Genomic DNA, 17466 nt, shown 5'->3' with positions numbered 1-17466 from the left:
AAGTACCCGAGGAGCGATGCCATGAGCCTTGCCGCCACAGCCACCGAAGCCGCCGACATCCTTCTTGCCGACCTGTTCGGCAAGGCGGGGGCGGCGGTTCAAGCGGCGGACACGCTCCTCGGGCAAGCCAAGGCGGCCGTGCTGGCCAAGGTCGCCGTGAACGGCAAGGTTTCCGGCGCCAAGCTGGAGGCCGAGCAGTTCGCGGCCCATGGCCTCGCCTGGCTCGCCACCTATGTCGAATCGCTGCGCCAGCTGCTGCACTGGGCGGAAAGCCTGAAGGCGGAAGGCAAGCTCGGCCGGCTGGAGACCCTGATCCTCCAGGCCGGCTTCGGCGAATATCTGTCGCAGATCGTCGGCGGCATCCCCATGAGCCAGGGCGAAGTCGTCCGCCCGGCCGATTACGGCCTGACGGCCACCCAGGTCGCCGCCTATCTGGCGGTGCCGGAAGTCGCCGATCTCATCGCCAGCGGCAATACCGCCGAGGTGCGCGCCGAACTGGCCGGCCTGATCGCGGACGGCCTGGCGTCGGGCTTCGGCGACCTCGGCCTCGACGAGACCATGGCCATGGTCCGCGACAGTTTCCGCCGCTTCGCGGAAGACAAGGTCATCCCCTTCGCCCATGAATGGCACCTGAAGGACGAGTTCATTCCGCTCACGATCCTTTCCGAGCTGGCGGAACTGGGCGTCTTCGGCCTCACCCTGCCGGAGGAATACGGCGGCCACGGCCTGGGCAAGACCGCCATGTGCGTGGTGACCGAGGAATTGTCGCGCGGCTATATCGGCGTCGGCTCGCTCGGCACCCGCGCCGAGATCTTCTGCGAACTGGTGATGGCCGGCGGCACGGAAGAGCAGAAGCGGAAATGGCTGCCCCTGATCGCCGGCGGCGAGCTGCTGCCGACCGCGGTCTTCACCGAACCGAACACCGGCTCCGACCTCGGCTCGCTGCGCACCCGCGCGGTCCGGGACGGCGACGTCTACAAGGTGACGGGCAACAAGACCTGGATCACCCATGCCGCCCGCGCCGACGTCATGACCCTGCTGGCCCGCACCAACAGCGCCGAGCCGGGTTACAAGGGCCTCTCCATGTTCCTGGCGGAGAAGATCCGCGGCGACGATGCCAATCCCTTCCCCACCCCGGGCATGACTGGCGGCGAGATCAAGGTGCTCGGCTATCGCGGCATGAAGGAATATGAGATCGGCTTCGACGGTTTCGAGGTGAAGGCCGAGAACCTGCTCGGCCAGCAGGAAGGCCAGGGCTTCAAGCAGCTCATGACTACCTTCGAATCCGCCCGCATCCAGACCGCGGCCCGTGCCGTCGGCGTCGCCCAGTCGGCCCTCGAGCTGGGCCTTCGCTATGCCCAGGAACGCATCCAGTTCGGCAAGCCGATCTATGCCTTCCCGCGCGTCTTCGGCAAGCTGGCCTGGGCCGCGGTCGAAGTCATGATCGCGCGCCAGATCACCTTCTTCGCCGCCCGCGAAAAGGATGCGGAGCGCCGCTGCGACCTCGAGGCCGGCATGGCCAAGCTGCTGGGCGCCCGCGTCGCCTGGGCGACCGCCGACAATGCGATGCAGATCCACGGCGGCAACGGCTATGCCGAGGAATATCCGATCTCCCGCGTGCTGTGCGACGCCCGCATCCTCAACGTCTTCGAGGGTGCGGCCGAGATCCAGGCCAACGTCATCGCCCGCCGCCTGCTCGAAGGCTGATCTTGCCGGCTGGTGACGATCTGGCGGCGCGCTTCGGCGCGCTGCCCCTGCCCGCCTGTTCCGCCCATCTCGGCTTCGCGCCGGTCGGCTTCGATCCGGCCCGGCGGGAATTGCAGGCGACATTCGAGGGCAGGCCGGAATTCCTGAACCCGCGCGGCGTGGTCCAGGGCGGCTTTCTCGCCGCCATGCTCGACGATGTCATGGCCGTCGCCCTGATCCTGGCCACCGAGAGCCGCTTCACGCCGCCGACCCTGGAACTCAAAGTTTCCTATTTCGAGCCGGTGCCGCCCGGCACCATCCGGGCGCTCGGCCGGGTCCTGCGCCTCGGGCGTTCCATCACCTTCCTCGAGGGCGACCTCGTCGGCGACGACGGCCGCCTGCTGGTCCGCGCCTCGGCGACCGGCAAATTGCTTGCCATCAGCTAAATCGCCCGCGCCGCCTGTTCGGCGACATGGCCGCGCCAGAGGGCGGCAATCAGGTCGGTCTGGGTGATCATCCCGGCCAGCCGGCCGTCGGCCCCGGCCACCAGCACCTCGTGGTGCACCCCGCCGGACAGGACGGGCAGAAGGTCGACGATCGGCGCGTCCGGTGCGACCACGACGATCTCGCGGCGCATCACTTCCCCGACCCGGCGGCCGGCCCCGGCCAGCAGTTCGGCATGGCCGACGAGGCCGAGAATGCCGCCGTCCGCCGCAATCACCGGCATGGCGGCGAGCCGGCGCGCCAGCAGGCGGTCGCGCGCCTGGCCGACGCCTTCCTCCGGCCCGGCGCGGATGACGTCGCGCGACATGATGCGCGCGCAGCGGATGGCGCCGTGGAGACGGCGCTCCGCCTGGAGTTCCACCTGGGCGAACAGGCTGGCGAGATCGTCGCGGCTGACGTCCAGCAATTCGTCGTAGCGGGCGAGCACGGCATCGAGATCGGCCGGGGTCACCCCCACCCGGTCCTGCGGCGGCGGGTCGGCGGTTTCATGCGGGTTGGGCGCCAGCGGCGGCGCCCGGTGCGGATACCAATGCTTGGTCAGATTGTTGAAGGCCCAGCCGACCGCAAGCAGGACCAGGGCGTTCAAGCCCACCGGCAGCAGGGCGAAGGACCAGCCGGCCGCCGCGATCTCCGGTCCGCCGATGACCGCGGTCAGGGCGCTGGCCCCGCCCGGCGGATGCAGGCAGCGGGCCAGGCTCATGACCGCGATCGCCGCCGCCACCGCCACCGCCCCGGCATAGGTCGGATCGCCGATCAGCAGCCGGCAGGCGATGCCGGCCAGGGCCGACAGGACATTGCCGCCGACGATCGACCACGGCTGCGCCAGGGGGCTGGCCGGAACCGCGAACAGCAGCACGGCCGAGGCCCCCATGGGCGCCACCAGCAGGGGCAGGGCCGCCGGCCCCACCCCCAGCTTTTCCCGCCACAGATGGGTGACCAGCGTGGTCAGCATGATGCCGGTCAGGGCGCCGACGGCGGCGCGCAGCCAGCCCAGCCGGCCCGCCGGGGCCAGATGGCGGAAGGGGCCAGCCACGATGGTCAGGCGGCCAGCAATTCGTCGGCCGGGCCGAAGAATTCATAATGGATGCGGTCCGCCGGCACCCCGGCAAGCGACAGCGCCGCCACCAGCGCCCGCAGGAAACCGCGCGGGCCGCACAGGTAATAATCGGCCGCGGCCACCGGCGTATGGGCCTGCAGCCAGGCACCGTCGATCAGCCCCGCCCGGTCGTAGTCCCGTGCCGCCACGTCTGCCGCCCGCGGCGACTGATAGAAGGTGGTGATGCGCCGGGTTTCATCGGCCAGGGCCCGGATCTCCGCCGCCAGGGCATGGGTGGAGCCGTCCAGCGTGCCATGGACGAATTGGACCGGCAGCCCGGGATGCCGGCGGGCCGCCTCCTGCCACATGGCGACCAGGGGGGTGAGCCCGACCCCGCCGGACAGCAGCACCACGGGGCGTTGCGGCGCCTCGGCCAGGAAGAATTCGCCGGCCGGGGCCGCCACCTTCAGCACCGTGCCCGGATGCCCGGCGTCATGCAGCCAGTTGGAGGCAAGGCCGCCCGGCTCCCGCTTCACCGAGATCCGATAGGTGGCGCCGTCCGCCGCCGCCGACAGGCTGTAGTTCCGCTTCACCGGGCCATGGCCCGGCAGGTCCAGCCAGAAGGTGAGATATTGCCCCGGCCGGTGGCGCAGCACCGGCCCGCCATCGGCCGGGCGCAGGGTGAAGGAAGCGATCACCGCGCTTTCCGGGGTAACCTTCTCAATCACGAAATCGCGCCAGCCGGCCCAGCCGCCCGCGGCGGCGGCGATCTCGCCGTAGATGCGGCTTTCGCGCGCGATCAGGATATCGGCCAGGAACCAATAGGCTTCGCCCCAGGCGGCCAGGATGTCGTCGGTCGCGGCATCGCCGAGGACCGCCTTGATCGCGCCGAGCAGGGCGGTCGCGACATGGGGGTAATGCTCGGGCAGGATCTGCAACCCTGCGTGTTTCTGCGCGATCCGCTCCACCGCCGGGGCCAGCGCCGCCAGATCGTCGATATGGGCGGCATAGGCGAGGATCGCGCCGGCCAGCGCCTTGGGCTGCGCGCCGGCGCCGCCGTGGTGGGACTGGTTGAACAGGGCGCGGATGCCCGCGTCCTGGAACAGGCGGTCGTACATTTCCCGCACGATGGCAAGGCCATGGGCTTCAAGGGCGGGGATCGTCGCCTTGACGAGGGCGATCGTGCGGTCACTCAACGGCTTGGACATGAAGCGTCTCTCTCAGGCGGGTCGATAGAACAGGGCGAGTTGCAGGCTTTCCGCGATGCGCCGGGCCTTGGCCTGAAGCGCGCCGGCGGCTTCGGGCGCGACCTCCTCGGCCGTGGCCTGCCAGAGGGCCAGCCAGCGCTCGAAATGGGCGGGGGTGATGGTTGCCGCATGCTTCAGGTGGGCGGCCAGGGGATTGCCCCTGTAACGCCCGCCGGCGTGCATCACCGACGACCAGAAATCCCCGAGCGTCGCCAGATGCGCCGGCCAGTCGGCGATGGCGCCGTTGAAGATCGGCCCCAGTTCCGCATCCAGGCGAACCCGCGCGTAGAATGCCGCCACCAGACGGCGCAAGCCTTCGTCGTCGATCCCGGCGTCCATCGCCCCGCCCCTAAATCATGCATATAATATACATCTATTGACCCGCGCTGGCGGGCGCAAGGGAAAAATGATATATCCTGAATGCATGATTTATGAGGACCACGCCCCGCCATGCACCTGACGCGCTATACCGACTATGCGATGCGGGTGCTGCTCTACTTGGGGGCCCGGCCGGACCGCCTGTGTTCCATCGCCGAAGTCGCCGCCGCCTACGGCATTTCCCAGAACCACCTGATGAAGGTGGTCAGCGACCTGGGGCAGGCCGGCGTCGTCGCCAGCACGCGCGGCCGCTCGGGCGGGATCCGCCTCGCCCGGCCGGCGGCGGATATCAATGTGGGGGCGGTGGTGCGGCGCACCGAGGCGGGCACCGACCTCGTCGACTGCGGGCGCTGCGTGATCGCGCCCGCCTGCGGCCTGACCGGCGTCCTGGCGGAGGCGCTGGCGGCCTTCCTCGCCGTGCTCGACCGCTATACGCTGGCCGATATCCTGAGCCGGCGGGGCGACATCGGTCGCCTGTTCCTGGAACGCCCAGCCGTTCACTGAGAACGGCCGTGCATCGAGGACGGCCGCCGCCGGTCGGGCGGCGGCCGCGGGCTTGTATGCTCAGCCGCCGATGGCCGGAACCGCCACCGGGGCGACGGCCGCCAGGGCCACGCCGGCCTTGACCAGCATCCAGACGATGATGGCGGCGCCGCCCATCCACACCAGGGTGCGCAGGGGCCCGATATCGGCGAGATAGATCGCCGTATAGACGAGGCGGACGGCGATGAAGATCATCGCCCACTGGTCGAGCCAGGCCCGATCGACGCCGGCGACGAAGCAGAGAATGACCGCGGCGGCAAAGGGTGCCACGGCTTCGAGATGGTTGTTGTGGGCCCAATAGGCCCGCTGGCGCCAGCCGGTCTGCTTTTCCAGCCAGAGCCGCGGCGAATTATTGTCATAGCCCCGGCCCGCCGAAACCTTGCCGACGATATTGGTCAAGGCCGGCATCAGGATGGCGATAAGCACGCAAAGAACAGCGATGGACATCAGATCTCCCCTCATTTTTAGCCTGACGGCAGGAGAGGATTAATCCTATTTCCGCGCCGGCGACAGTGGATTATGCGCCATCCCGGAGGAGACGCCGCAACCGCCCGGACAGGGCCGGATTGTCGCGCGCCCCGGCCATGTCGAGGGGCGTCTCGCCCGACACCCGGCACGGCCGGTTGGCATCGGCCCCGGCCCGCACCAGCATCATGGCGATCTCGTCCTTGCCCCACCAGACCGCCTCGCCCAGGGCGGTCCGGTATCTGAACTGGGCCTCGATCTCCAGCGCCGGTTCCTCCAGCAGGCGGGCGACGGCTTCGGCATGGCCGAAGAAGACCGCCTTCATCAGCACGCTGACGCTGTCCTCATAGACCCGCTGCCCGCGGGCGCCGCCCTGGCCGGCCCGGGCTTCCCGGGCATTCACCGGGGCGCCGCGGGCCAGCACCGCGTCGACCCCGTCGCGCCGGCCCCAGAAGCAGGCCTTGATCAGGTCCTGGCCCGCCCGCGCCCGTTCGACCAGGGGCCAGCCCGGCTGGTCCGGGTCCATGCCCTCGGCCCGGCCGCCCCAGGCGCCCAGCAATTCGACGACCTCTGCCCGCCCCCGCCCGGCCGCCACCGCCATGGCATTGCCGGCATCGGGCGGCACCTCGAGCAGCAGCAATTGCCGCACCGCCTCCGCCCGGCCATGGAGGGCGGCAAGGCGGAGCGCGACCGGCCCCAAAGCCGCAAGGTCGAGCCCGGCGGCGACCAGCGGCCGGAACCGGCCGGGCCGGCCTTCCTGCGCACCGTCGACGAAGAGGCCGTTCAGGTCGCTTGTGGACAGGGCGTCCAGATCGGCCGGCAGGTCGGCCGGGATCAGGCGCTCGACCATATCGTGATGGCCCCGCGCCGCCGCCCAATCGGCCGGGGTTCGGCCTTGGCGGTCGCGCCGGCCGATCGCGGCGCCGGCCTCGATCAGGCCGTCCGCCGCCTCGGCCTGACCGGCGGCGGCGGCATGGAACAGCGGCGTCCAGCCGAAGGCATCCGCCACCTCGGGATCGCATTTCAAGGTCTCGAACACCCGCAGGCAGGCAAGGGCGCCAGCCGCCGCCGCCTGCCCCCAGGCTTCCGCCAGCAGGGCCGGGGCCGGGGCCTGATGCGCGATCAGATCGCGGAGCAGGGTGGCGCGGTTGCCGCGCGCCGCCGCCGCGACCACATGGTCGATCTCGCTGGCGGGGGCAAGGCCGGCTTGCAGCAGGTCGCGGACCTCCCCGGTCCGGCCGTGGAAGGCGGCGGCGAGCAGGGCTTCGGTCGTGCCGGGCCGCGCGGCCTCGACTGCTTCCCGGCGCGCCCGGGCCAGGTCGCGCTGGCGGGCGGCGAGGTCAAGGTACAGCAGGACGTCGGCCATCGCCGCCCTCCCCCGCCAGGATCGCCGCGAGGCCGTGGCGATAGGTCGGATAGAGCAGGTCGAGCCCCAGTTCCGCCTTCAGGCGGCGGTTGGAGACGCGTTTCGATTCGCTCCAGAAACTGCGCGCCATGGGCGACATTTCGGCCGTCTCGAAATCGACCCGCGCCAGCCGCGGCAGGCCAAGAAGGTCGGCCGCATGATCGAGGACATCGACCGAGGGCGAGGCTTCGTCGTCGCAGATATTATAGGCCCGCCCGGGGTTCGGCCGTGCCATGGAGGCGCGGAGCGCCCGGGCGAGATCGGCGACATGGATGCGGCTGAACACCTGGCCCGGCTTCACCACCGCCTGCGCCCGGCCGGCGCGCAATTGATCGAGCGCGCTGCGCCCCGGGCCGTAGATGCCGGGCAGGCGGAAGAGATGCAGCGGCAGGCCGGTGGCCGCCCAGGCCGCTTCCGCCGCGACGCGCCGGGTGCCGCGCGGCCCGGCCGGGGCCAGCGGGCTGTCCTCGTCCACCCAGCCGCCGGCCCGGTCGCCGTAGACGCCGGTGGTCGAGATATAGCCCGCCCACAAAATGCCCGAAAGCCGGCGCAGATCGGGCCCATGCCGGTCGATCACGGGGTCCCCCGCCTCGTCCGGCGGGACGGAGGACAGGAGATGGGTGGTTCCCGCCAGGGCTGCGGCCCAGGCGTCCAGCGGCCGGCCGCGGTCGAGGACATGGGCCTCGATGCCGCGGGCTCGGAGTTGCGCCGCCTTCTCGGGGCTGCGCACGGTGCCGGCGACGGCGATCCCCTCGGCTTGCAGCAGGTCGGCAAGCGCCAGCGCCGTGTAACCGAGACCGAAACAGAACAGGCGGGTCATCCGTGGCCTTGCATCCGGAACGTCGAGAGAGGACTGTAGGCGCCATGCCGCCCCTGAAACAAGCCACCGCCGCCCTGGCCCTCGGCCTTGCCGTCGGCTTCGCCGCCCTGCCCGCCCGGGCGCTCACCTATGGCGAATGCGTCGACCTCGTCAGCCGGGCCCCGGCCGACGGCTTCAATGCCGCCCTCGCCTGGACCAAGAGGTCCGACGATCCCGCCGCCCAGCATTGCGCCGTGCTGGCGGAAGTGGCCCTGAAGCGCTATGGCGCCGCCGGCGAACGCCTCAGCCGCCTGATCGACCAGATGACCGACCCGCGCGAGGCGGCCGCCCTGCTCGGCCAATTGGGCAATATCCGCCTGCTCGACAACAAGCCCGACCTTGCCCTCAAGGCCTTCGACCGGGCCCTGCGCAACACGCCGAACGACGCCGATCTCCTGGCCGACCGGGCACGGGCGCGGGCCGCCCTGAACGATTGGCCGCGCGCCGCCGCCGATCTCGACGCCGCCGTGCAACTGCGGGGCGACGACCGCGAACTTCAGCTCCTGTTCGCCACTGCGCTGCGCGAGGCCGGCAAGCTGGCGGAGGCGAAGGGCGCCATCGCCAAAGCCCTGCAACTGGCGCCGGGCGATCCCGCCGCCCTTCTCGAACGCGGACGCATCCGCCTGCTCGACGGAGACCGCAAGGGCGCCGCCGCCGACTGGAAGGAAGCCGCCGCCAAGGCCCCCGCCGGCCCGATCCGCGATGCCGCCGCCGCCAGCCTGAAAGCCCTCGACAAGGCGAAATAACCCGCCCCCCAGGCGGAATGAACGTTCATTCCGCTTCAGGAACAACGGCCCGGCCGAGGGCGACGAGATCGGCCAGCGCCGGGGCGGCCAGATCCGCCCGCGCCCCCAGCTTGGCAGCCCTTGACGCCCCCGCCCATTTGTTCCAGGGACGCAACAGGTCCCGCCCTCCCCAAGCGGAATGAACGTTCATTCCGCTTGGGAAGAAGCGGTGCGGCCGAGGGCGGCGTGCCACTCAGCGCGACCGCCTCGTCCGTCTCCGTCCCTGCGGGGTGGGCCTCCGCCCCACCCCGCCCAGCCGGGCCAAGGCCCAGACCACCATGGCCCGCACCAGGGGGCTGGCGTCGCCCAGCCGCGCGCTCGCCAGCGGGCGATAGGCGGGATCGCCGCTGCGCCGATGGCGATCAGGACATTGCGCGGGCACGGCCGAGGCCCTCGACCGGCGTGGTCGCGAAGCGCCGGCGAAAGCCGGCATCGCCGAGGGCGACGAGATCGGCCAGCGCCGGGGCCGCCAGATCCGCCCGCGCCGCCAGCTTTGCGTCCCGCGATGCGCCGGCCCATTTGTTCCAGGGACGCAATAGGCCCTGCCCTCTCCAAGCGGAATGAACGTTCATTCCGCTTCAGGGACAACGGCATCGTCGAGGGCGGCGTGCCATTCGGCGCGGACCGCCTCGTCCGTCTCCGTCCCTGCGCGGTGGACCTCCGCCCCGACCCCGCCCAGTTGGGCCAGGGCCCAGACCGCCATGGCCCGCACCAGGGGGCTGGCGTCGTCCAGCCGCGCGATCACCAGCGGGCGATAGGCGGGGTCGCCGCTGTTGCCGATGGCGATCAGGACATTGCGCAGGAATCGGTCGCGGCCGATGCGCTTGACCGGCGTGGTGGCGAAGCGCCGGCGAAAGCCGGCATCGTCGAGGGTGACCAGTTCGGCCAGCGCCGGGGCGGCCAGATCCGCCCGTTCCGAGAGCTTGGCATCCCTTGATGCGCCGGCCCATTTGTTCCAGGGGCAGACGGCCAGGCAATCGTCGCAGCCATAGACCCGGTTGCCCATGGCGGCGCGGAATTCAACCGGGATCACGCCGCCGTATTCGATGCTGAGATAGGCGATACAGCGCCGGGCGTCGAGCCGGTAGGGCGCGGGAAAGGCGCCGGTCGGGCAGGCGTCCAGGCAGCGGCGGCAGGTGCCGCAATGGTCCGCCTCCGCCTCGTCCGGCGCGAGGTCGGCGGCGGTGAACAGGGCGCCCAGGAACAGCCACGAGCCATGGGCCCGGCTGACCAGATTGGTGTGCTTGCCCTGCCAGCCGATGCCCGCCGCCTGGGCCAGGGGCTTTTCCATCACCGGCGCCGTATCGACGAAGACCTTGACCTCCGCCCCCAGGCGGCTGGCCAGATGCTGCGCCAGCATCTTCAGGCGGCCCTTCAGGACATCGTGATAGTCGCGCATGCGGGCATAGGCGGCGATGACGCCGCGATCAGCCTCGTCCAGCAGGGCCAGGGGGTCGCTGGCCGGCCCGTAATTGGCCCCGACCATGACGATGGAACGCACCCCCGGCCACAGCACCCGGGGATCGCCCCGGCGCGCCGCGGTTTCCGCCATCCAGCCCATCTCGCCCTGGTAGCCGGCATCGAGCCATTCGGCCAGGGCCCGGTCGCGGCCGAGATGCGCCAGGGCTTCGGGCCGGGCGAAGCCGACCTGATCGAAGCCGAGACGCCGCGCCTCGGCACGAAGCCCCGGGCGCGGATCGCTGGCCCGCAGGTCGCTGGCCATAGGTCAGAAATCGAGATCGGCGTAATGGGGTGGCGGCGGCATGCCGGCGACATGATCGCCGAGCAGGGGCCGGAAACTCGGCCGCGACTTCACCCGCACGTACCAGTCCTTGGCCCTGGGATGGGCATCCCAGGGCACGTCGCCCAGGTAATCGATGCAGGACAGATGGGCGGCGGCGGCCATGTCGGCCAGGCTGAACTCGTCGCCCGCCAGCCAGCGCCGGCGCTCCGACAGGTCGGCGATATAGTCGAGATGGCCGCTGATGAATTGCTTGCCCATGCGGATCGCCGCCGAATCCGGGTTGCCCAGACCGTAGAAGCGCTTGTTCACCTTCTCGAACAGCAGGTTCAAGGTCACTTCGGCATGGAACTTCTGGTCGAACCAGGCGACCAGCCGGCGCGTCTCGGCCCGTTCGACGGCACTGCGGCCGAGCAGGCGGCGGTCGGGATAAGTCTCTTCCAGATATTCGGCGATCGCGCTCGAATCGGCCAGGGGGCGGCCGCCCTCCTCGACCAGCACCGGCACCTGGCCGGCGGGGTTGAGGGCCAGGAATTCGGGCCGGCGTTCCCACACCCGTTCCACCCGCAGCTCGAAATCGAGGCTCTTTTCCCGCAGCGCAAGGCGGAGCTTGCGGCAGAAGGGCGACAGCGGCAGATGGTAGAGGATGCGCATGTGCGGGACTTTAGGGGCGCCCCGAACCGGCGGCAAGAAAAGTTAATGGTAAATCCAACGGCACGGCGACAGTTGGTCAGCCGGCCAGCAGCGCCTGGGCCCGTTTGAGGCAGAAGGCGAAGGCGGTGAGGTCGGTCAATTCGGCGCCGGGGGCGGCGTCATGCTCGACCACCGGCAGGCCGCCCTCGATCAGGGCGGCATCGATCATCAGATTGTCGCCGAAGCCGAAATCCTCGACCAGCAGGCCGTCGCGGTCGAGCGGCCGGCCGGCGCCGTCGCGGCTCAGCGGCACGCCGTTCCAGGTCCGCACCCGGTCGAGATAGCCGTCGCCGACATTGCGGTAGCCGAACACGGGCTTGCCGAGACCAAGGGCGAAGCCGACCTCGAATACCGTGCCGGCATCGGCCCCCGGGCCCCGGAAGGGGGTGAGATTTGCGATCACCGCATCGGCCCGCCGGATCAGCCCGACATTGGCGCGGTAGATCGCCCGCCCCAGGTCGGGCGCCGGCAAATCCCCCGCCGGCACTTCGCCGTCGAGGGGATAGAGACCCTCGAAACCAAGGGCGGCGCAAAGCGCCTGCTTGGCCCGGCCGAGGGCGATCGCCTCGGCGTGGAAGACTTCGGGCCCGGCAAGATAGATGGACGGCATGATCATGGCTCCGCTTACGCCGGCGGAGCATAGCCGATGCGGCCGGGCCCGCACCATCAGGGCACGGCCGCCCGGATCAGGTCATCCGCCAGCGCCTCATAGGCCTTGGCCTTGAGCTGGGCGACCTGGTCCTGGTCCGAATCCTCGCGGGTCAGGGGCGTGCTGATCGCCGTATCGTCCACCGGTGCCGGGGCATAGGCGCGCCAGCGCCCGGTCTCGACATCGACCAGCAGGGCCTTCAGCCGAAGGCGCATGCGCTGCCGCTCGTCCGGGATGATCGCGCCGACGATGGGCACCCAGGAGACCAGCTTGGTCGCGCTGCCGCTGCGCTCCGCCTCGAGCGCGCCCCAATAGCACAGAAGCTGGCGATAGCCGCCCTGGGCGGCCATCAGGCGCAGGCGGCGGGCGTAATCGTCGGTATTCGCCGGCGGCACGCCGCTGAAACTCTCCACCGTGAAGCCGCGCCGCAGGGCTTGCAGCATCAGGTCGTCGGGCACGACGGCGCCCGACTGCACCACCATGAGCGGCAGGGACCGGCGGGGCTGGGGCAGGGCCTGCCCCCCGCCCTTCAGGGCGGCGGCGATCTCGGCCTCGGTCACCGGCGTGTCGGGCGGGACACCGATCACATCCGCTTCCTTCAATTCGCCGCGATAGAAGGCATTGGTCGTGCCGGATTCGCCGCCATAGCCCGAATTGGAAATCGAGCGCACCGAGCACGCCCCCAGCAGCAAGGCCGCGCCGACGACCGCCGTCATCACCTTTTTCATCGACCATCACCGTTTTTTGTCACGAGGCCTGTCTAGGGGCGGAAAGTGGCAGCGGCGGCGATCAATTCAGGCGGAAATATGTCTCGTGGCAATAAATACGACCTGTGACTGTTTTGCACGAGATCGCCCCCCCATAAACGACAAGGGCCGGGATTGCCCCGGCCCTTGCCCGTTCCCGGCGCCCGATCAGGCGCGCCTCAGGTCAGGCGCGCTTCAGGTTCGCCTCGTCCGACAGGGGATGGGCCAGGCGCTTGATCATTTCCTTCGGGCAGATCTGCCAGAAGCGCTCGCTCTCGCGCTCCCAGTCCGACAGCAGGCGGGCAGCGAGCGGCGAGCCGGTCTCGGCCAGATGGCGGGCGACCAGATCCTTCAGCACGCCTTCCCAATGGGCGGAGGAAAGACGCTGGAAGACCACGCTTTCATCGTTCACGCGCTTCGGGAAATCGTCCGCCGCGTCATAGATGAAGGCCATGCCGCCGGACATGCCGGCGCCGAAATTGTCGCCCACCGGCCCGAGGATGACCGCCGTGCCGCCGGTCATATATTCGCAGCCGTTGGAACCGCAGCCCTCGATCACCGTCGTGGCGCCGGAGTTGCGCACCGCGAAGCGCTCGCCCGCCTTGCCGCTGGCGAACAGGAAGCCGGCGGTGGCGCCGTAAAGCACCGTATTGCCGATGATCGTGTTCTCATGCGGGACCAGCGTCGAGGACGTGGTGGTGCGCACCACGATGGTGCCGCCCGACAGGCCCTTGCCGACATAGTCGTTGCTGTCGCCGTAGACCTTCAGCTTCACGCCCTTGACCGCGAAGGCGCCCAGCGACTGGCCGGCGGAGCCGCGCAGCGACACTTCGATATGGCCGTGGTCCAGCCCGTCCATGCCGAACTTCCGCGTGACATGGGACGACAGGCGGGTGCCGATGGCACGCTGGGTGTTCCGCACCGTATAGGTGAGCTGCATCTTCTCGCCGCGCTCGAAGACCGCCGCCGCATCCTTCACCATCTGGGCGTCCAGCGTGTCCGGCACCTCGTTCCGGCCCTCGATCACCGAGTGGCGGGCATAGGGGCCGGAGTCCGGCGTGACCAGCAGGGGGTTGAGGTCGAGGTCGTCGAGGTGGTGATGGCCGCGCGAGACCTGGCGCAGCAGGTCGACCCGGCCGATCGCCTCCTCGAGGGTGCGCAGCCCCAGCGAAGCCAGGATTTCGCGCACTTCTTCCGCGATGAAGGAGAAGAGGTTGACCACCTTTTCCGGCGAGCCGTCGAACTTCTCGCGCATGGCCGGATCCTGGGTGCAGACGCCCACCGGACAGGTGTTCGACTGGCACTGGCGGACCATGATGCAGCCGAGCGCAACCAGGCTGGCCGTGCCGACGCCATATTCCTCGGCGCCCATCAGCGCGGCCATGACCACGTCGCGCCCGGTCTTGATGCCGCCGTCGGTGCGCAGCTTCACCGAGTGACGCAGGCGGTTCAGGGTCAGGACCTGATTGCTTTCGGTCAGGCCCATTTCCCACGGCAGGCCGGCATATTTGATCGAGGTCTGGGGCGAGGCGCCCGTGCCGCCGACATGGCCGGAAATCAGGATGACGTCCGCCTTCGCCTTGGCGACACCGGCCGCGATCGTGCCGATGCCGGAACCGGACACCAGCTTCACGCAGACCTGCGCCGTCGGGTTGATCTGCTTCAGGTCGTATATGAGCTGGGCCAGATCCTCGATCGAATAGATGTCGTGGTGCGGCGGCGGCGAGATCAGGGTAACCCCCGGCGTCGAATGACGCAGGCGGGCGATTTCCACCGTCGCCTTGAAGCCGGGCAGCTGGCCGCCCTCGCCGGGCTTGGCCCCTTGCGCGACCTTGATTTCCAGTTCGCGGGCCTGGTTCAGATATTCGGCGGTGACGCCGAAGCGGCCCGACGCCACCTGCTTGATCGGCGAATTGGCATTGTCGCCATTGGCGCGCGGCTTGAAGCGCTCGGCGCCTTCGCCGCCCTCGCCGGAATCGGCCTTGGCGCCGATCCGGTTCATGGCGATGGTCAGCGTCTCATGCGCCTCGGCCGAAAGCGCGCCGAGCGACATGCCCGGGGTGATGAAGCGCTTGCGGATCGAGGTGATCGATTCGACGTCCTCGATCGGAATGGGCTTGCCTGCCGGCTTGAATTCCAAGAGGTCGCGCAACGCGATCGGCGCCCGCGCATGCACCCCTTGCGAATATTTCTTGTAGAGGGTGTAGCTGTCCGTCCCCACCGCCTGTTGCAGCAGGTGGATCAGGCCGCCTTCCCAGGCATGAAGCTCGCCGTTCTTCCGGAAGCGGTAGAGACCGCCGACCGGCAGCGCCGCCACATCCGCGTCGAAGGCGCGGGCGTGGAGTTCCAGCACCTTCTTCTGGATGCCGGGGAAGCCGATGCCGGAAATGCGCGACTGCATGCCGGGGAAGAATTCCGCGACCAGGGCGCGCGACAGGCCGACCGCCTCGAAATTGTAACCGCCGCGATAGCTGGAGACGACCGAGATGCCCATCTTGGACATGATCTTCAGGAGGCCCTGATTGATCGATTCCTTGAAGCGGGCGATGCAGTCGGCATGAGACAGGCCGGGGAACAGGCCCCGGGCCAGCCGGTCGGCGATGCAGGCTTCCGCCAGATAGGCGTTGACCGTGGTCGCGCCGCAGCCGATCAGCACCGCGAACATATGCGTGTCGAGGCATTCCGCCGAGCGCACGTTGATCGAGGTAAACGTCCGCAGGCCCCGCCGCACCAGGTGGCTGTGCACGCCGCCGACGGCGAGCACCATGGGGATCGCGGCCTTGTCTTCCGAGATCTTCTCGTCGGTCAGGATCAGGTGGCCGTAACCCTGGCGCACCGCGTCCTCCGCTTCCTGGCGGATGCGGGCGACGGCGGCCTTCAGGGCATCCTTGCCGCCGTCGACCGGGAAGCTGCAATCGATCTCGGCCACCCCGTCGCCCATGAACTTCTTCAGTTCCACAAGCTCGCCGGAGGAGACGACCGGGCTTTCCAGCACCAGGACATTGGCCTGGCTGCTGTCCTGCACCAGCACGTTCTTCAGGTTGCCGAAACGCGTCTTCAGGCTCATCACCCGATGCTCGCGCAAGGGGTCGATGGGCGGGTTGGTGACCTGGCTGAAATTCTGCCGGAAGTAATGGTGCAGCGGGCGATATTTCTCCGACAGCACCGCGAGCGGCGCATCGTCGCCCATGGAACCGATGGCTTCCTTGCCGTCCTCGACCATGGGCTGAAGGATCAGTTCCATGTCCTCGTGGCTGAGGCCGGCGGCGAGCTGGCGGACGCGCAGCTCCTGCTTGTCGTAGGGGCTCGGCTCCTTCGCCGGCTTGATCTTCTCGTCAAGCTCGACGATGGACTTGGTCCATTCCAGATAGGGATGGGCGCCGGCCAGCATGTCCTTGACCTCGCGGTCATGGTAGAGCCGGCCTTCGCCGAGATCGACGGCGATCATCTGGCCCGGGCCGAGCGCGCCCTTCTCGACGATATTGGTCTCGGGCAGCAGGACCATGCCGGTCTCGGAGCCCATGACCAGCAGGCCATCGCGCGTGATCGTATAGCGCATGGGACGGAGCCCGTTCCGGTCGAGACCGCCGACGATCCAGCGCCCGTCGGTCATGGCCAGCGCGGCCGGGCCGTCCCAGGGTTCCATGATCGAATTGACATAGGCATACATCGCCCGGTGCGAATCCGGCATGGTCGACTTCTTCGACCAGGCTTCGGGCACCAGGATCGTCTTCGCCAGGGGCGCCGAGCGGCCGGCGCGCACCAGCACCTCGAAGACATTGTCGAGGGCGGCCGAATCCGAGCCGCCGGGCTGGATGATCGGCTTCAGGTCGTCCGAATATTCGCCGAAGGCTTCCGAGACCATGCGGATCTCATGGCTCTTCATCCAGTTGATGTTGCCCTTCCAGGTGTTGATCTCGCCGTTGTGGGCGAGCATGCGGAAGGGCTGGGCCAGCTTCCACTTCGGGAAGGTATTGGTCGAATAGCGCTGGTGATAGATGGCGAAGGACGAGACGAAACGCTCGTCGTTCAGGTCCGGGTAGAAGGTCGACAGGTCGGCCGCCAGGAACATGCCCTTGTAGATGATCGAGCGGCACGACAGCGAACAGACGTAGAAATCCGACGAGGCATTGGCCTCGATCGCCTTCCGCTCGATGCGGCGGCGGATGATGAACAGCTTCCGCTCGAACTCGTCGGCCGTCAGATGGGCCGGGTGTTCGATCATGATCTGCTCGATCTCGGGGCGGGTCGCGTTCGCCTTCTCGCCGATCACGGCAATATCGACCGGCACCTGGCGCCAGCCGTAGATATAGAAGCCGAAGTTCAGGATTTCCTGCTCGACGATGGTGCGGCAGGCTTCCTGCTGGCCGAAATCCGTGCGCGGCAGGAACACCTGGCCGACCGCCAGGCCCCGGTCGGACGGCGAATGGCCGGTGGAGCGGACATGGTCAGTGAAGAAATCCTGCGGGATTTCGATATGGATGCCGGCGCCGTCGCCGGTCTTGCCGTCGGCATCGACCGCGCCCCGGTGCCACACCGCCTTCAGCGCCTCGATGCCGGCGCTCACCACCTCGCGGCGGGGGCGGCCGTCGATGGCGGCGACGAGGCCGACGCCGCAGCTGTCGCGCTCGTCCTCATGGGCGTAGAGGCCCTGCTCGTTCAGGCGCTCCGTCTCGGCCTGCCAATGGGCGACGAATTCGGAACCGCTTTCGATCTTCTTGCTCATGAT

17 protein-coding genes are annotated in these 17466 nt (G+C 69.2%); 4 read left to right on the top strand and 13 right to left on the bottom strand.

Translation table 11 applies throughout. From position 1 onward, the window contains the following. Positions 1–21 precede the first annotated feature (21 nt). Both DKG75_RS09185 and DKG75_RS09180 read left to right on the top strand, forming a co-directional pair. Positions 22–1707 (top strand): acyl-CoA dehydrogenase family protein, encoded by a 1686-nt coding sequence (locus DKG75_RS09185; protein WP_109920779.1) that lies wholly within the window; start codon positions 22–24, stop codon positions 1705–1707. Between the two features lie 2 nt (positions 1708–1709). After that, positions 1710–2132: a PaaI family thioesterase gene (locus DKG75_RS09180; protein WP_166646391.1), complete on the top strand. Its 423-nt coding sequence runs from the start codon at positions 1710–1712 to the stop codon at positions 2130–2132. Here DKG75_RS09180 and DKG75_RS09175 read toward each other — a convergent pair. Genes DKG75_RS09175 through DKG75_RS09165 form a run of 3 tightly spaced genes read right to left on the bottom strand, consistent with a single transcriptional unit; the run spans position 2129 to position 4812 of the window. Then, positions 2129–3223: an HPP family protein gene (locus tag DKG75_RS09175; RefSeq protein WP_208111980.1), complete on the bottom strand. Its 1095-nt coding sequence runs from the start codon at positions 3221–3223 to the stop codon at positions 2129–2131. The two genes, DKG75_RS09180 and DKG75_RS09175, sit on opposite strands and share 4 nt — an antisense overlap. A 5-nt stretch (positions 3224–3228) precedes the next feature. Further along, on the bottom strand, positions 3229–4434 hold the full coding sequence (gene hmpA, locus DKG75_RS09170; RefSeq protein ID WP_109920777.1) for an NO-inducible flavohemoprotein: 1206 nt from the start codon (positions 4432–4434) through the stop codon (positions 3229–3231). A gap of 12 nt (positions 4435–4446) precedes the next feature. Beyond that, positions 4447–4812, bottom strand: a complete 366-nt coding sequence (locus tag DKG75_RS09165; protein WP_109920776.1) for a group III truncated hemoglobin — start codon at positions 4810–4812, stop codon at positions 4447–4449. Between the two features lie 111 nt (positions 4813–4923). On the opposite strand from DKG75_RS09165, the gene DKG75_RS09160 reads away from it, so the two are divergent. Continuing rightward, positions 4924–5355, top strand: a complete 432-nt coding sequence (locus DKG75_RS09160; RefSeq protein WP_109920775.1) for an Rrf2 family transcriptional regulator — start codon at positions 4924–4926, stop codon at positions 5353–5355. Positions 5356–5415: 60 nt separating this feature from the next. Here DKG75_RS09160 and DKG75_RS09155 read toward each other — a convergent pair whose 3' ends face one another. The 3 genes from DKG75_RS09155 to DKG75_RS09145 all read right to left on the bottom strand — a co-directional run bounded on the left by DKG75_RS09155 (position 5416) and on the right by DKG75_RS09145 (position 8084). Then, positions 5416–5841, bottom strand: coding sequence for an MAPEG family protein (locus DKG75_RS09155; RefSeq protein ID WP_109920774.1), 426 nt, complete (start codon positions 5839–5841; stop codon positions 5416–5418). Positions 5842–5911: 70 nt separating this feature from the next. After that, positions 5912–7225 (bottom strand): ankyrin repeat domain-containing protein, encoded by a 1314-nt coding sequence (locus DKG75_RS09150; RefSeq protein WP_109920773.1) that lies wholly within the window; start codon positions 7223–7225, stop codon positions 5912–5914. Next, positions 7200–8084: an NAD-dependent epimerase/dehydratase family protein gene (locus DKG75_RS09145; protein WP_109920772.1), complete on the bottom strand. Its 885-nt coding sequence runs from the start codon at positions 8082–8084 to the stop codon at positions 7200–7202. The genes DKG75_RS09150 and DKG75_RS09145 overlap by 26 nt, the downstream gene beginning before the upstream one ends. Positions 8085–8128: 44 nt before the next feature. Here DKG75_RS09145 and DKG75_RS09140 point away from each other — a divergent pair, with 44 nt between their 5' ends. Then, a complete protein-coding gene (locus DKG75_RS09140; protein WP_109920771.1) occupies positions 8129–8869 on the top strand; it encodes a tetratricopeptide repeat protein in 741 nt (246 codons plus the stop codon). Positions 8870–8894: 25 nt separating this feature from the next. Here DKG75_RS09140 and DKG75_RS23745 read toward each other — a convergent pair whose 3' ends face one another. From DKG75_RS23745 to gltB, 7 genes are all read right to left on the bottom strand, one after another. Next, positions 8895–9023: a hypothetical protein gene (locus tag DKG75_RS23745; protein ID WP_279573915.1), complete on the bottom strand. Its 129-nt coding sequence runs from the start codon at positions 9021–9023 to the stop codon at positions 8895–8897. A gap of 247 nt (positions 9024–9270) precedes the next feature. Beyond that, complete coding sequence (locus DKG75_RS22980) at positions 9271–9444, bottom strand: hypothetical protein (RefSeq protein ID WP_166646392.1); 174 nt, start codon at positions 9442–9444, stop codon at positions 9271–9273. A 32-nt stretch (positions 9445–9476) separates the two neighbouring features. After that, complete coding sequence (queG, locus tag DKG75_RS09135; RefSeq protein ID WP_109920770.1) at positions 9477–10631, bottom strand: tRNA epoxyqueuosine(34) reductase QueG; 1155 nt, start codon at positions 10629–10631, stop codon at positions 9477–9479. A 3-nt stretch (positions 10632–10634) separates the two neighbouring features. Then, the gene (gene fzlA, locus DKG75_RS09130; protein ID WP_109920769.1) at positions 10635–11303 is read right to left on the bottom strand and encodes an FtsZ-binding protein FzlA; all 669 of its coding nucleotides are present in this window, start codon (positions 11301–11303) and stop codon (positions 10635–10637) included. 76 nt (positions 11304–11379) lie between these two features. Next, a complete protein-coding gene (locus DKG75_RS09125) occupies positions 11380–11952 on the bottom strand; it encodes a nucleoside 2-deoxyribosyltransferase (protein ID WP_109921079.1) in 573 nt (190 codons plus the stop codon). Between the two features lie 56 nt (positions 11953–12008). Continuing rightward, positions 12009–12707, bottom strand: coding sequence for a lipoprotein YafT (locus tag DKG75_RS09120; protein ID WP_133636829.1), 699 nt, complete (start codon positions 12705–12707; stop codon positions 12009–12011). Between the two features lie 214 nt (positions 12708–12921). Next, positions 12922–17463, bottom strand: a complete 4542-nt coding sequence (gene gltB, locus DKG75_RS09115; RefSeq protein WP_109920767.1) for a glutamate synthase large subunit — start codon at positions 17461–17463, stop codon at positions 12922–12924. Positions 17464–17466: the final 3 nt, after the last annotated feature.

The organism is Zavarzinia compransoris (assembly GCF_003173055.1).
Taxonomy (GTDB): domain Bacteria; phylum Pseudomonadota; class Alphaproteobacteria; order Zavarziniales; family Zavarziniaceae; genus Zavarzinia; species Zavarzinia compransoris.
This window is presented reverse-complemented; position numbering and strand designations above follow the sequence as displayed.